The following is a 12,897-nucleotide window of genomic DNA, read 5'->3' on the forward strand; positions in this document are numbered from 1 at the left end:
ACGTCGCCGGGGTCCTTGTCGTTGGGGGATGGCGGCCTGGCACCGGTCTGGCCGGGCGGTTCCGTCGGTCCGGCAGGCGCCGGCTTGCCGGGCGGTATAGGACCGACGCCCCGGCGCGGCCAGCCCCGGGCGGGGAAGGTTTTGGGAGCGATGGCGGCGGAACCAGCCGCTTCATTCTCGGATTCGGGTGGCGCGTGGCAGGATTCCGCCGCGCCCTGGGGCGGATTGCCTCCCGCCTGAAGCGGCGCCATGCAGGGCCTGCCAGACCGCGAGGATCGCCCGGACATGACGCCTGCCCCCGCCCCCGCCTTGCTGCCTGCCGCCGTGGGGGTGACGCTGGGCGCGCAGGCGCTGGTGGTGCTCGCCTCGCTGGCGCTGTCGGTGACGGCGGCGCTGGTGCTGCCGGCGCTGGGCCTGCCGAAGGCGGCGGTCGGCTGGTATGCGGCGGCGCTGTTCGTCGCCAGCGCCGCTGCCACCCTGGTGACGCCGCAACTCGTCGCCGGGCTGGGGCCGGTGCGGCTGCACCAGGCGATGCTGCTGCTGGCCGGGCTCGGCCTCCTTGCCCTGGCGCTCGGCCATGTGGCGGCGCTGGCGGCCAGCGCGCTGCTGATCGGGCTGGCCTATGGCCCGGCCAACCCGGCGAGTTCGGCCCTGCTGGCCCGGCTTTCACCGCCGCATCTGCGCAACCGGGTCTTCTCCATCAAGCAGATCGCCGTGCCGCTGGGCGGCGCCACCGCCGGGCTGCTGCTGCCGGCGCTGGCCGCGGGCCTCGGCTGGCAGGCGGCGCTGGCGCTGCTCGGCGGCGTGCTGCTGGCGGCGATGCTGGCCATCGCGCCCTGGCGCCGGAAGCTGGATGCGGGGTTCCTGCAACCGGGTGGGCCGGCGCAGCCGCTGTGGCTGCCCTTCGCCGTGCTGCGGGAGGGCGGGCCGGCGCTGCGGCTGGGCGCCACGGCGCTGAGCTTCGCCTGCGTGCAGTTCACCTATTCCGCCTTCGTGCCGACGCTGCTGGTGAGCGTTGCCGGCTGGAGCCTCGCCGGCGCCGGGCTGGTGCTGACGGTGGGGCTCGCGGTCTCCGTCGCGGCGCGGCTGGTGCTGGGCTGGGTGGCGGACCGGGTGGCGCCGCCCCTGGTGCTGGGCGCGCTGGGCGTGGTGATGGCGGCGGCCTGCCTGGCCGGGATGGGGCTGGGGCCGGGGACGCCTTCCTGGCTGGCGCTGCTGGTGGCCGGGGTGCTGGGTTTCGCCGCCTTCGGCTGGAACGGCATCTGCCTGGCGGAGACGGCACGGCTGGCGCCGCCCGGGCGCGTGGCGGCGGCGACCTCCGGCACCATGATGATGGTCTATGCCGGTGCCTGCCTCGGCCCGGCGCTGTTCGGCGCGGCCCTGGCCGCGACTGGCGGCCCCGTTGCCGGGCTGGTGCTGCTGGCCCTCTTCGGCCTGGCGCCGCTGGCCTGGCTGCGGCGGGAAGCACCACAGCCTACAGGTTGAAGGCCACCGTCCCGGTGGCGGCGATGTCGTAGCCGCCCATCCGTGCCGCCCGGGCGGCGAAGGCGGGGCCGCGGGCGAAGCCGAACAGCGCCTGCATCGGCGGGCCGAAATAGTGCCGGCGCGGCATCACCAGGTCGAACCGCTCCCGCACCAGGGGCACGAAGTCCAGGGCGCGCGTCGCCGCCTCCGCCCGGATGCCGAAGCCGGCATCGGCGCGGCGCTCCGCCACCGCGGAGGCCACCTCATCCTCCGCCAGGGCGGGCTCCGGCAGGAAGCCCACCGCCTCCAGCCGCAGGCCGGCCTCGGCCAGCAGGTGCATGAGCAGCACATGGCTGCCGGCGCGGCGCTGCCGCCCGATCACCCGCAGCCCCGGCCGCGCCAGGTCGCCGATTGCGGCGATGCCCAGCGGATTGCCCGGCGGCACCAGAAGCCCCTGCTCGCGCCAGGCCCAGACCAGCCCCACCACGCCGCGGCCCGAAAGCGCCTCCCGCACCGCGGGTTCGTTGAAGGCGCCGGTATCGGCGTCCAGCAGATGGGTCGCCGCCGCCAGGGCCTGGCCGGCGGCGAGTGCCGCCAGCCCGTCCTGGCTGCCGCCAGCGGCCAGCGCCAGGCCGCAGCCGGATTGCCGCACCGCCCAGTCCAGCAGCGGGTCGTGGCTGCCGGCCAGGATCGGCGGCGGGTCGGGCCGCAGCGCGTCCTGCCCGGCCTCGGCCTGCGCCGCGAGCCAGCGATCCAGCGCCCGGCGCGGGAACAGCCACTTGCCGCCCAGCTGCGCCGCCGGCAGCCGGCGGCCGCGCGCCAGGTCGTACAGCGCCCGTTCGGAGAGGCGCAGCCAGGCTGCGGCCTCCTTCAGCGTCAGCACCTCCGGCAGATAAGGCAAACAACGGCACCCTTCGGCAGATGATGGCGGCAGCAAGGAACGGATCGCGGTTGACGTCAAGCGCCGCCACCCACAGCCTCCGCCGGGATGAATGACCTGCAAGGCGCCTTTGTCCAGGCCGTGGGGCTGGTGGCAACCGCGGACCCGGCGGTGGCCGGCATCGTGCTGCTGTCGCTGCGCGTCAGCCTGGCGGCGGTGGCGGTGGCGGCGCTGGTCGGCCTGCCGCTGGGCGCGCTGCTGGCGGTCGCCCGGTTTCCCGGCCGCCGCGCCGTGATCGTCGCGCTGAACGCGCTGATGGGGCTGCCGCCGGTGGTCGCCGGGCTGCTGATCTATGTCCTTCTCTCCCGCTCCGGCCCGCTGGGGTCGCTCGGCCTGCTGTTCACGCCGACGGCCATGGTCATCGCCCAGGCGCTGTTGATCGCCCCGATCCTGGCCGCGCTGTCGCGCCAGGTGCTGGAAGCGATGTGGGAGGAATATGCCGAACAGCTCCGCAGCTTCGGCGCCGGCCCCTGGCGCGCCGTGCCGACGCTGCTGTGGGATGGCCGCTTCGCCCTGCTGACCGTGCTGCTGGCCGGCTTCGGCCGGGCGAGCGCGGAGGTCGGCGCGGTGATGATCGTCGGCGGCAACATCGAGGGCTTCACCCGCCTGATGACCACCGCCATCGCGCTGGAGACCAGCAAGGGCGACCTGCCGCTGGCGCTGGCGCTGGGGCTGGTGCTGATGGCCATCGTGCTGGGGGTGAACGCCCTGGCGCAGGGGCTGCGCGATGCGGCGCAGCGGAGCCTGGGCTGATGCGCGCGCCGGACGCCATCCTGCCGCTGCGGGCGGAGGGGCTGGGCTTCACCGCCAATGGCGTCGCCATCCTGCAGGATGTGACCCTGGCGCTGGAGGCCGGGCCGCCCACGCTGGTGATCGGGCCGAACGGCGCCGGGAAAAGCGTGCTGCTGCGCCTGCTGCACGGGCTGCTGCCGCCCAGCGCCGGGCGCGTGACCTGGGAGGGGCCGGCGCGGCACCCGGGGCGGCACCAGGCCATGGTGTTCCAGCGCCCGGTGCTGCTGCGCCGCTCCGTGCTGGCGAATTGCCGCTACCCGCTGGCCTTGGCCGGCCTGCCAGCCGCCGAACAGGCGCGGCGGGCGGCGGAGGCGCTGGCGCTGGTCGGGCTGGCGGCGCTGGCGGACCGCCCGGCCCGGCGGCTCTCGGGCGGGGAGCAGCAGCGCCTGGCGCTGGCCCGCGCCGCGGCGCTGCGGCCGGAGGTGCTGTTCCTCGACGAGCCCTGCGCCAGCCTGGACCCCACCGCCACCGCGGCGGTGGAGGCGATCATCGCCACCCTGGCCGGGCGGGGCTGCAAGATCGTCATGACCACGCACGACCTGGCCCAGGCCCGCCGGCTGGCCGGCGACATCGTCTTCCTGCACCGCGGCCGGCTGCAGGCGCAGGCATCCGCCGCCCGCTTCTTCGACCACCCACCCAGCGCCGAGGCCGCCGCCTTCCTGCGCGGCGCGCTGCTGTGGTGATCCACGACAAGGGGAGAAACGTCATGTTCCGCCGCCTATTGCTCACGGCCGGCCTGGCCCTCGGCCTCGCCCTGCCTGCCCTGGCGCAGGACCGCAGCATCACCGTCGCCAGCACCACCAGCACGGAGCAATCCGGCCTGTTCGGCCACATCCTGCCGCTTTTCACGCGGGAGACGGGGATCGCCGTGCGCGTGGTGGCGCTCGGCACCGGCCAGGCGCTGGATGTCGGCCGCCGCGGCGATGCCGACGTGGTCTTCGTGCACGATCGGATGGCGGAGCTTCGCTTCGTGCAGGAAGGCCATGGCGTGCGCCGCCAGCATGTGATGTTCAACGACTTCGTCATCGTCGGCCCCGCCGCCGACCCCGCCGGCATCGCCGGCCTGCGGGACACCGCCGCGGCGCTGACGCGCCTCGCGCAGGCGCGGGCGCCCTTCATCTCCCGCGGCGACCGTTCCGGCACCCATGCGGCGGAGCTGCGGCTGTGGCGGCAGGCCGGGGTGGACCCCGCTTCCGGCCGCGGCGCCTGGTACCGGGAGGTCGGGCAGGGCATGGGCCCGGCGCTGAACACCGCCGCCGCCCAGGGCGGCTACATCCTGACGGACCGCGCCACCTGGCTCAGTTTCCGCAACCGCCAGGACCTGCGGATCTTGGTGGAGGGCGATGCCCGGCTGTTCAACCAGTACGGCGTCATGCTGGTGAATCCGGAACGCCATGCGCATGTGAAGCGCGCCGATGGCCAGCGCTTCATCGACTGGCTGGTCTCCCCGGCCGGGCAGGCGGCGATCGCCGGCTACAAGATCAATGGCGAGCCGCTGTTCTTCCCGAACGCAGCCCAGGCCGAACCGGGGATTTGAGAGCCGCTTGAGAACACCGGCGGGTCGGCTGCACGGCGGCGCCGGCGCGGCTGGCGCCGGCCATGTCGAGGCATTGACGGTCTATGCATCGAAGCACTATGCCTCAGAACCGCTTCCGAGGCTCGCCATGTCGCTCTCCAGCACCCAATCCCGGCTGACCATCCTGGTATGGGCGCTCGGGACCACGCAGGTCATCGGCTATGGCACGCTTTACTACGCCTTCGGCATCCTGGCCGCGCCGATGGCGCACGACCTGGACTGGCCGCAGGAGTGGGTGTTCGGCGTGTTCTCCGCCGCCCTCCTGCTCGGCGGGCTGGCGGCGCCGCTTGCCGGGCGGCAGATGGACCGCCTCGGTGCCGGGCGGGTGATGGTGGTCGGCTCGCTGCTCTCGGCGCTGGCCCTGGCCTGCGCGGCCATGGCGCCGGGGCGGGTGGGCTTCGTGTTCAGCATCGTCGCGATCGAGCTGGCGGCGACCCTGGTGCTCTACGATGCCGCCTTCGCCGCGCTGGCGCAGGCGGCGGGCTCCGCCGCGAAGCAGCGGATCACGCAGTTGACCCTGATCGGCGGCTTCGCCTCGACCGCCTTCTGGCCCCTGACGGCGCTGCTGCTGGAGCACCTCACCTGGCGGGAGATCTTCCTGGCCTTCGCCCTGCTGCATCTGGGGATCTGCGCGCCGCTGCACCTGCTGCTGGCCCGGTCCCTCGATTGGCGCAAGGCGTCGGCGCTGGCCCTGGCCGGCGGATCCGCGCCGGCCACGCACCATGCCGGTTCGCTGAGCCCGGCCGCGCGCCCGCGGGCCTTTCTGTGGATGGCAGCCGGGTTTTCCTGTGGCGGCTTCGTCCTGTCGGCCGTCCTGATGCATGTGGTGCCGATGCTGGCCACGCTGGGCCTCGGCGCCGCGGCCGCGCTGGTCGGGTCCCTGTTCGGCCCGGCGCAGGTGGTGGCGCGGCTGGTGAACATGCTGTTCGGCGGCCGGCTGGCGGCAACCTGGCTGGCGGTGCTGTCCACCGCCCTGCTGCCCTGCGGCCTGGCCCTGCTGCTGGTCAGCGCGCCGGCCCTGCCGGGTGCGCTGGCCTTTGCCCTGTTGTTCGGCATGGGCTCCGGACTGATCAGCATCGTCCGCGGCACCGTGCCGCTGATGCTGTTCGGCACCGCGGATTACGGCGCGCGGCTGGGCCGCCTGACCGCGATCCGGGTGGTGACGACGGCGGCGGCGCCCTTTGCCCTTGCCGTCCTGCTCGCCCGGCTTGGCCCGGCCTGGGCGCTATCAGGGCTTGTCCTGATCGGGCTGGCCGGGGTGGTGGCCCTCATCGCGCTGGCCAGGCTATCCGCCAGCGCGGCGCCGCAGCCGCGCCTGACGCCCGCAACCTCCGGCTGAGCGGGACCGGCGAACGGGGACGGTCTCAGCCCTTGCCGTGGCAGTGCTTGTACTTGTTCGCATGTCACTTACCGCGTTGTTTTCGCTGATGAACATCTGCCCTGATCGCTTAAGCCTAACGTCTGCCTAACTCGCTACGGCTGCGCATCTGATGGTGCTGCGCAATGATCTGGGCGGCTGTGTATTTATTCACAGGCATAAGATCTGCGCGATCAGCCCATGAGTTCCACAGCAGCACGCTTCTGATCGTCATTGACGTCGATGTAGCGCTGGGTGGTGCTGATGCTGCGATGCCCAGCCAGGCTTGCCAACACCCTCACGCCCACGCCCTTGTGTGCCAGTGTGGTGATGAAGCTTCTGCGTCCCGAATGGCTGCTGGCTCCGTCCATCCCTGCCCTGCGATAGATGGTGTTGATGGTCTGGGCGAGGGTGTTGGCTGAGAACCCATCGCGCTTTTGGGTGCGCAGCAGCGGTCTGTCCGGGACGATGATGCCCTGGCTGCGCTGATACGTCATGAGCTCCTTCCTGAGCCTGTCGCTCACAAACACGGTGCGTGGCTGCTGCCCCTTGGTCTGCGCAGCTGAAAGCCGGATTTCTGCCTTCACGTGCCCATCCTGCGCGATCACGTCTGACCAGCGCAGTGACGCCACTTCCCCCACCCGCATGCCAGCCCAGTGCGTGAGCAGCAGCGAGATGCGATTGCGTGCTGAGTGCGGACGAGACGCCACATGGTCCAGCGCCTTGCGCAATTCCTTGGCGTTCAGTGTGCGGGCTTGGCTCATCGCGCAAAACCTAATGATTTCGTTCTGTTCGTATAAACTAATAGGTTGTGGGCGCGCGACCAGAACCAGAACGCACATAAATCCAACGACCTCAATGGCTTCGGGCAAAACCTAATCGTTTCAGTATTTCATGTGGTCTTTGTCTTGGAATCAAGACCATTCAGCGCAGGGTAGAGAATATACCCTTGGGCTGAGAGCTGGCTCAAATCCCCATATACAAAGTTTGTATATGACCCGATCAGCTGGCTGGGCGCTGCGTGCGTGCGAGCACCACCATGATTGCTGCGCAAATGGCTTGGATGGCTGCGTGTCGCTCTGGGGCGCTGGCATGGGTGGGCACATCATAAGTTCTCATATCGCTATTTATGCCACGCACGAGAACCACGCCACAGCACTCATGTTCCCATTTGGCAGCCATGCAGAAAGTCCCTGACTAATATCGCAATCTGCCATGCCATCAAGTTAAATAGCGATGTGAACATTCGACCGAGTTGGTCGTCAGCACGCCCAGATGCGTGCCTGCGCAAATACTGCCGCGCAAGCGTAGCCGTTGGTGGTGCAGAAGGACGGAGAATGATCACCAAGTCCCGCAAGGGGCACTTGAGATATGACGACGGTAATCTCACATCCATGACATCGCGCGGTGGTAAGCTCCGTGAGCTGCGCGATCAGATGAGCAGGCATTTAGCGTAAAGGTAGGCAATCGTAACAGCACCTGTCCCGCATGAGCGGGTTGCGAATAGACGGGCTGGGTTGGAAACTCAACGAATCCGAGGGTTCAATTCACACGACGACTGTGCGGACAGTCGTCGTGTGAGCGGAAATCTAACGAATGCCTCAGACCACACATGCTGATGCCAATCAGTCATGACCATGCATGATGCTTCCAGATGCTGAACTCAAAGCGTGATGTGAAGTCATTGGCGAGGACAGCGAACGCGACAGCGTGAAGCTGTCTGATGCCAACGGGCATCCTGCGTAGCAGGTGCCTGACAAGGGCGAATGCAATCACACCGATAGATCAATCAGCCATATCCATCACAAATGCCGCGCACAGATCACATGTGTGCCGGGAATAGGTCTAGACTAGACCTCATGCAGAAATCCGCAGCCAGATCGCCCAGAGACAGAAAGGCGCCGTGCGATCACTCACACAGCGCCTGGGATCAATTTGGACAGAACGCGAGGGTTACCCCTTGCCTGACTTCCGCTTGGTCTCCGTGATGGCTGCATCCATGGCTGCGTCCAGCTCACCTGCCCGCACAGCTGCGATCAGCGTGTGGATGGCACCAGGCAGCATGGCTGCATTTGGGATGCTGACCGCACGCTTGCCCTTGTGGAGTTCCAGCGATCGAGCCCCATACCTGACCAGCATGGCAACCCCCTCACCTTCCTGCCACCACCAGGGGCGCACCTGCCGCTCGCGCTGCACCCGCACCCGATTGCCGTCTGCATCACGGCTCCAGCTGGGCTTGATGACCAGATAGCGCTCGCCCTTGGCAAGTGCCTCCGCCAGCTTGAGCTGCTCTTCCAACTTGGTGATGAGCTTGGTGCGTCGTGCCTCCTGTGGGCTCAGCGCACTCTGGCGCTTCATTTGCGTGATCATCAGCTTGGCGAGATGGCTCATCATCTGTGCTCCTTGTGGGCGCACCTCGTCTGCTGTGATCACCAAAAAGGGTCGAGTGGGAAACACGTCGCTGGTTCTGATTATCTGCTCAGATAGAAACCGATATGCATCACCTAATTTTCTTGCGTGATCCTGCATTCAAAAGCGAGAAGGTTGCTGCGTGCACGAGAAAGCCCTCGCAGAGCGCGACAGCACGCTGTGATGGGCTGCGCTACCTGAATACCAAATTCTGCACCGAGCACGCTGTAGCGCTCTCGTCTTGGGCTGCGTGACTGCGCTGCTGCTGCCACGCTAAATAGCGAATGCCATCAATCACCGATCAAACCATCTACCACTGGCTGCGCGAACTGGGAGTAGCACGCAGCCAATATCATGTGAGCGAATTATGTGGTCGTTCGCTTGGCTGGTTCAGCAGCACCCGATGCCAAGGACGCAATATGCCTGCCAGTGCCGTTCTCGCACTCGTGTGGCACATGGAGAAAAGAGCTGCGCAGGAAACTGATGATCTGGCGCGAGAACGACTGAGGGTGATGATTGCGCATCTGCGCCACGAATGCACGCATCGTGCTATGCATAGGCGCCGCAACAAGACGCCCCAATGATCCATCTCGGCTGTAACACACCAGTGCGGCAGGTTTAGTTCTCGTTCCCGCTTCGACATGAAGTTGGGTGGTGTAACACCACTCAACTGCACACCTTGGTCACAGGGAACTTGCCCTGCACCACATGCTCAATCAGGCGCTGAGCCACACGCAGGTGCCGCGCCACTTCATTGGTCTGCCAACGTCGCAGTGCATGCCTATCATGTTGCAAGGCGGCATTGCGCACACCCACCTGCTCCGCGATCTCATACAGGTAGAGATCGTCATGCTGAGCGCGAGCCCGATACACGCTGAGCGTCTTGTGCAGCGAGCTGAGCACAGGACGTGATGCCACAGGGTATCGCGCTTGGCTGCGCTTGTGCTGCTTCACACGTTGCACCTCTTCACGCAGCAGGTGCTTCACGCGGTTGTTGATCTTGCGCAGCGAAAGCGACAGCGGGATCGCCACCACCGCGATGTCCGGATCATAGGTGCCAGCTTCGCCCGGTGTGAGCCGACGCACCACTCGCTCCGCAGGCTCTGCGAACAACTCCATACCGCGTGCATGCCACCAGGTGAGAAAGCTGGTGGCATGCACATCGCCGAAGTCCGCATACAGCTTGGCATACTTCCTGGAGCCGCGTCCCTTGCCGCCCCGCGCGCAGAATTCCTGGTAGCCCAGATCACAGCGCAGAAACTCCCACCAGAAGAAATACACCGAGCACTCATGCCTGGGCGCGCCTGGGTAGGGTGGCTGCACACGCTTGGGCTCTTCACGACCGCGGCGTGACACAGGTGGGGTGTGCAGGAACACCCGCTGTGTGAGTGCGGCAGTTGTGCTCGTTGTCCTTGGCATGCGACCTACGCCTCTCATGCACTAATCGAATTGCTTCTTTACTGGTTCGGTCGTGCTTCTGCAATTGGGTGGTACTTTTCATCCTGTCAGCAGCGATTGTCGCCCTGACATCATGACCATCGAACGAAGGAACAACCACCATGACCAAGACCAACATCACCAAGGCTGCCAAGGCGAACCAGTCGAACCTGGATCCGCTCGCCTTCATCGACCGCGTGCGTGTCGCGCAGGACGAATGGAACGAGAAGATGTTCCAGGGCACGAATGCGCGGCTGCTGTCGATGCTGGCAGACTGTCACGCTGTGCATGACGCGCTGACCGCTGCGGGTGTGAGCAAGCGCAAGGCGTTCACTGCCAAGCTCGCGAAGGAAGGGCTCACTTACAAGGAAGGCGTGCACCTGAGCACCAAGATCGTGCACTACGTGTTCCGTATGAAGAACGCACGCACCACTGCCTATGCACGGGTGTTGCGTGCTGCCATCAGCAACAAGGTGGAAGCTGAGAAGCTGTCTGCCTGGGTCACCGCACAGGGTGGCATCGAAGCCGTGCGTCGTCACAGCGCGGACAAGACCAGCCCCGCCAAGGTGGCACGCGAGCTGGGCAAGCGGGCGCAGGACACGCTGGCTCAGGTCACTGCCGAAGCGGTGCTCAAGGAAGTGCCGCAGTCGCTGGTGCCCAGCAACAGCGAGGAGCACGAACTCAGCGTGGCTTTGGTGCGCATGAATGCCAAGACAAAGAAGCTGGAGGTGGTGTGGGGCAGCAACACCGCTTCGGTGGTGCGCCTTGTGTTGGATGCTGTGGGCAAGGATGTGATCGCCAAGCACGGTGACGCCAAGGCAGCGCAGGACGCAGAGGCTGCGCTCGAACACAGCCAGCAGACGATCGAGAACGCAGTGAACGGCAACATGCCTTCGCAGCAGCAGGCTGCCTGATCAGGCAGAAGCGTGAGGCGCGGCATGCTGCGTATGCCGCGTCACGTACACCAAATGCTCAAACATAAAGGATACAACACATGAGCATGACTACCACCTCGTTGTTCGAGGAACAGCACAAGCCGCAGCGCTCCACCGATCTGGTGTTCGCACATGATGCGGTGAGGCAGAAGTTGGCGCTCTATGCGCAGTATCAGATGCACGGGAACCTGCTGCTGCATGGTCCCTACGGCACTGCCAAGAGCGTGACGGCACAGGTGATCGTGCGCGAGCGGCTGATCGCGTGCGGCATTCCTGACGGCAATCTGGCGCAGGTTCATGCGCTGGACATCAAGAGCAACGTGAAGCAGGTGGAAAACCACATCAATCTGTTGCTGACTACCAACTGGGCTGATCACCATCCCTATCTGGTCGTGGATGAGATCGACCAGCTGACTGCTGCGGAGCAGAAGCAGCTGCGTGCGGTGCTGGACACCTACACAGTGGTCAAGCTGATCGGCACCACCAATCACCTGCATGACGTGGATGGGGGGCTGCGCAGCCGTTCCGACTGCGTGAGCGTGATGCCCCCTGCCGCGCAGGATTGGCTGTCCAGGGCGCAGCAGATCTTGGCTGCGGAGAATGTGGTGGTGGCTGATGCTGCGCTGCTGGCAGTGCTGGGTCTGTCGCAGGATGCACGCGAACTCATGCGCAAGCTGGAAGAGATCGTGATCCGCGCACGGCAGAAGCAGGCGCAGGCTGTGGTGGCACCTGTGGTGAGCATGGTGCCGATCACCGTCACGCCCGTGATGCCCATCGCGGCTGTGGCAAGCACGGTGGCACCGGTGGTGAGCATGGTGCCGAACACCGTCACGCAGAACGGATTGAACACGCCCTGATCTGACTGCCGTCACCTCACACCAAGCCGTCCATGGTCCCTGACCTGGACGGCTTTGTGCTATCTGGGACCTGCGAGTTGGTTGGTGTTACACCAAGCAACTTGGTTCATCTGCGGAACAGCGCTGCCACACGTCGCTGGGCTCTCGCAGGATCAGCCAACACCTGGGGCTTGGCGGGAGCTATGGGACCGCTTCTGGGCTTGCGGCGCCTGGGTGTGGTCGCTTTGGGCTTGCGGGGCTTGGCGGGCTTTTTCCATGCCCACTTATGCGTCTTGGACTTGGGTTTGCTCTGCTCCGCTCCCTTACGTGCCAGTTGCATGACGTTCTGCAGTTCTGCCCACAGCCAAGCCCGTTGCCGTGCGCGAACCTGGTCCACAGTGAGCTGTGTTTCCAACAGCAGGTGGTGGGGGATGAATTCGTGTGCTCTCATGGTGCCGCTATTTAGGCGTACAACACCCGTCAATACTCGCTGGGCAGCATGAGCACGAGATGATCGCCCTGCGCGATCAGCCAGAGTGTGATCTCGTCAAGGCAGAAATCGGTGTAGGCGATCACCTGCTGAACCAGCGGGGTGTCTGAATTGCCGTCCGTCATGGTGATCACGGCTGTGCGTGTGATCTCATCCACATTGAGACGCCACGTCTGGAAATGCTCAGAGCTGATGTGAGGTTCGTGCTGATAGCTGGCGATAACATCAGTCAGCCAGTGGGCTTGCGCTTGATCCGCTAGCCAGATTACGCCCTGGGTCATGATCATGCGGCGCAGCAGTTGGCGGTGTGTGAATGTGTCACTGCCTGTGAATTGCGCAAGCTGTGCTCGTAGGGTGTTTGCATCCATGTGGGCTGCCTCCTTTCAGCGGCTCACCACTATCGAGCACGCCTCGCAGATTAGGTCGGCAGTTTTCCATCAGACAAAACTAAATATCTCCAGCCACCAAGCCAGCCACGCAACGCTCAGACAGCCGCGCAAAATATCCACAATTATCCACACACCAAAATCGCAAGCCCACTATGCTGCCCTGGCGCAATCTGGAGTGGCCCCCATCAAACCGGACACGCGGCATGGTTGGCTGACTGCAGGGCGATGAACTCACGGGGCGAGCGCATGCGCAAGCCGGAGTGCGGGTGGAT

At 66.1% G+C, this 12,897-nt stretch carries 12 protein-coding genes; 7 read left to right on the forward strand and 5 right to left on the reverse strand.

All coding sequences use genetic code 11. The features are described from left to right. Positions 1 to 285 precede the first annotated feature (285 nt). A complete protein-coding gene (locus HEQ75_RS14315; protein WP_168031684.1) occupies positions 286 to 1,485 on the forward strand; it encodes an MFS transporter in 1,200 nt (399 codons plus the stop codon). On the opposite strand, the gene HEQ75_RS14320 is transcribed toward HEQ75_RS14315, so the two are convergent. Beyond that, positions 1,475 to 2,365, reverse strand: a complete 891-nt coding sequence (locus tag HEQ75_RS14320; protein ID WP_168031686.1) for a helix-turn-helix transcriptional regulator — start codon at positions 2,363 to 2,365, stop codon at positions 1,475 to 1,477. The two genes, HEQ75_RS14315 and HEQ75_RS14320, sit on opposite strands and share 11 nt — an antisense overlap. A gap of 87 nt (positions 2,366 to 2,452) precedes the next feature. Between HEQ75_RS14320 and HEQ75_RS14325 the strand changes: the two genes are divergently transcribed. The 4 genes from HEQ75_RS14325 to arsK all read left to right on the forward strand — a co-directional run bounded on the left by HEQ75_RS14325 (position 2,453) and on the right by arsK (position 6,111). Further along, positions 2,453 to 3,157: an ABC transporter permease gene (locus HEQ75_RS14325; RefSeq protein ID WP_168031688.1), complete on the forward strand. Its 705-nt coding sequence runs from the start codon at positions 2,453 to 2,455 to the stop codon at positions 3,155 to 3,157. After that, complete coding sequence (locus HEQ75_RS14330) at positions 3,157 to 3,879, forward strand: ATP-binding cassette domain-containing protein (protein ID WP_168031690.1); 723 nt, start codon at positions 3,157 to 3,159, stop codon at positions 3,877 to 3,879. The genes HEQ75_RS14325 and HEQ75_RS14330 overlap by 1 nt, the downstream gene beginning before the upstream one ends. A gap of 23 nt (positions 3,880 to 3,902) precedes the next feature. Further along, positions 3,903 to 4,733, forward strand: coding sequence for a substrate-binding domain-containing protein (locus HEQ75_RS14335; protein WP_168031692.1), 831 nt, complete (start codon positions 3,903 to 3,905; stop codon positions 4,731 to 4,733). A gap of 127 nt (positions 4,734 to 4,860) precedes the next feature. Next, positions 4,861 to 6,111 (forward strand): arsenite efflux MFS transporter ArsK, encoded by a 1,251-nt coding sequence (gene arsK / locus HEQ75_RS14340; protein ID WP_168031694.1) that lies wholly within the window; start codon positions 4,861 to 4,863, stop codon positions 6,109 to 6,111. A gap of 212 nt (positions 6,112 to 6,323) precedes the next feature. On the opposite strand, the gene HEQ75_RS14345 is transcribed toward arsK, so the two are convergent. From HEQ75_RS14345 to HEQ75_RS14355, 3 genes are all read right to left on the reverse strand, one after another. Continuing rightward, positions 6,324 to 6,893, reverse strand: coding sequence for a tyrosine-type recombinase/integrase (locus HEQ75_RS14345; RefSeq protein WP_168031696.1), 570 nt, complete (start codon positions 6,891 to 6,893; stop codon positions 6,324 to 6,326). A 1,189-nt stretch (positions 6,894 to 8,082) separates the two neighbouring features. Next, entirely contained in the window at positions 8,083 to 8,520 is a 438-nt protein-coding gene (locus tag HEQ75_RS14350; protein WP_168031697.1) for a DUF6641 family protein, read from the reverse strand. Positions 8,521 to 9,204: 684 nt separating this feature from the next. Beyond that, on the reverse strand, positions 9,205 to 9,819 hold the full coding sequence (locus HEQ75_RS14355; protein ID WP_168031699.1) for a hypothetical protein: 615 nt from the start codon (positions 9,817 to 9,819) through the stop codon (positions 9,205 to 9,207). A 278-nt stretch (positions 9,820 to 10,097) separates the two neighbouring features. Here HEQ75_RS14355 and HEQ75_RS14360 point away from each other — a divergent pair, with 278 nt between their 5' ends. Both HEQ75_RS14360 and HEQ75_RS14365 read left to right on the forward strand, forming a co-directional pair. Beyond that, positions 10,098 to 10,889, forward strand: a complete 792-nt coding sequence (locus tag HEQ75_RS14360; RefSeq protein ID WP_168031701.1) for a hypothetical protein — start codon at positions 10,098 to 10,100, stop codon at positions 10,887 to 10,889. Positions 10,890 to 10,969: 80 nt separating this feature from the next. Further along, positions 10,970 to 11,767 carry an ATP-binding protein gene (locus HEQ75_RS14365; protein WP_168031703.1) on the forward strand — a complete coding sequence of 266 codons (798 nt, stop codon included), beginning with the start codon at positions 10,970 to 10,972 and terminating at the stop codon, positions 11,765 to 11,767. Between the two features lie 459 nt (positions 11,768 to 12,226). Here the strand turns inward: HEQ75_RS14365 and HEQ75_RS14370 are convergent, their stop codons facing one another. Then, entirely contained in the window at positions 12,227 to 12,604 is a 378-nt protein-coding gene (locus tag HEQ75_RS14370; RefSeq protein ID WP_168031705.1) for a DUF6876 family protein, read from the reverse strand. Between the last annotated feature and the right edge of the window lie 293 nt (positions 12,605 to 12,897).

Source organism: Falsiroseomonas selenitidurans (assembly GCF_012103215.1).
Lineage (GTDB): Bacteria > Pseudomonadota > Alphaproteobacteria > Acetobacterales > Acetobacteraceae > Falsiroseomonas > Falsiroseomonas selenitidurans.

Excerpts from the sequence above, each read along its gene's own strand:
- HEQ75_RS14315 (WP_168031684.1), top strand. The coding sequence starts at position 286 with ATGACGCCTGCCCCCGCCCCCGCCTTGCTGCCTGCCGCCGTGGGGGTG.
- HEQ75_RS14325 (WP_168031688.1), top strand. The coding sequence starts at position 2,453 with ATGAATGACCTGCAAGGCGCCTTTGTCCAGGCCGTGGGGCTGGTGGCA.
- HEQ75_RS14330 (WP_168031690.1), top strand. The coding sequence starts at position 3,157 with ATGCGCGCGCCGGACGCCATCCTGCCGCTGCGGGCGGAGGGGCTGGGC.
- HEQ75_RS14335 (WP_168031692.1), top strand. The coding sequence starts at position 3,903 with ATGTTCCGCCGCCTATTGCTCACGGCCGGCCTGGCCCTCGGCCTCGCC.
- arsK (WP_168031694.1), top strand. The coding sequence starts at position 4,861 with ATGTCGCTCTCCAGCACCCAATCCCGGCTGACCATCCTGGTATGGGCG.
- HEQ75_RS14345 (WP_168031696.1), bottom strand. The coding sequence starts at position 6,893 with ATGAGCCAAGCCCGCACACTGAACGCCAAGGAATTGCGCAAGGCGCTG.
- HEQ75_RS14350 (WP_168031697.1), bottom strand. The coding sequence starts at position 8,520 with ATGAGCCATCTCGCCAAGCTGATGATCACGCAAATGAAGCGCCAGAGT.
- HEQ75_RS14360 (WP_168031701.1), top strand. The coding sequence starts at position 10,098 with ATGACCAAGACCAACATCACCAAGGCTGCCAAGGCGAACCAGTCGAAC.
- HEQ75_RS14365 (WP_168031703.1), top strand. The coding sequence starts at position 10,970 with ATGAGCATGACTACCACCTCGTTGTTCGAGGAACAGCACAAGCCGCAG.
- HEQ75_RS14370 (WP_168031705.1), bottom strand. The coding sequence starts at position 12,604 with ATGGATGCAAACACCCTACGAGCACAGCTTGCGCAATTCACAGGCAGT.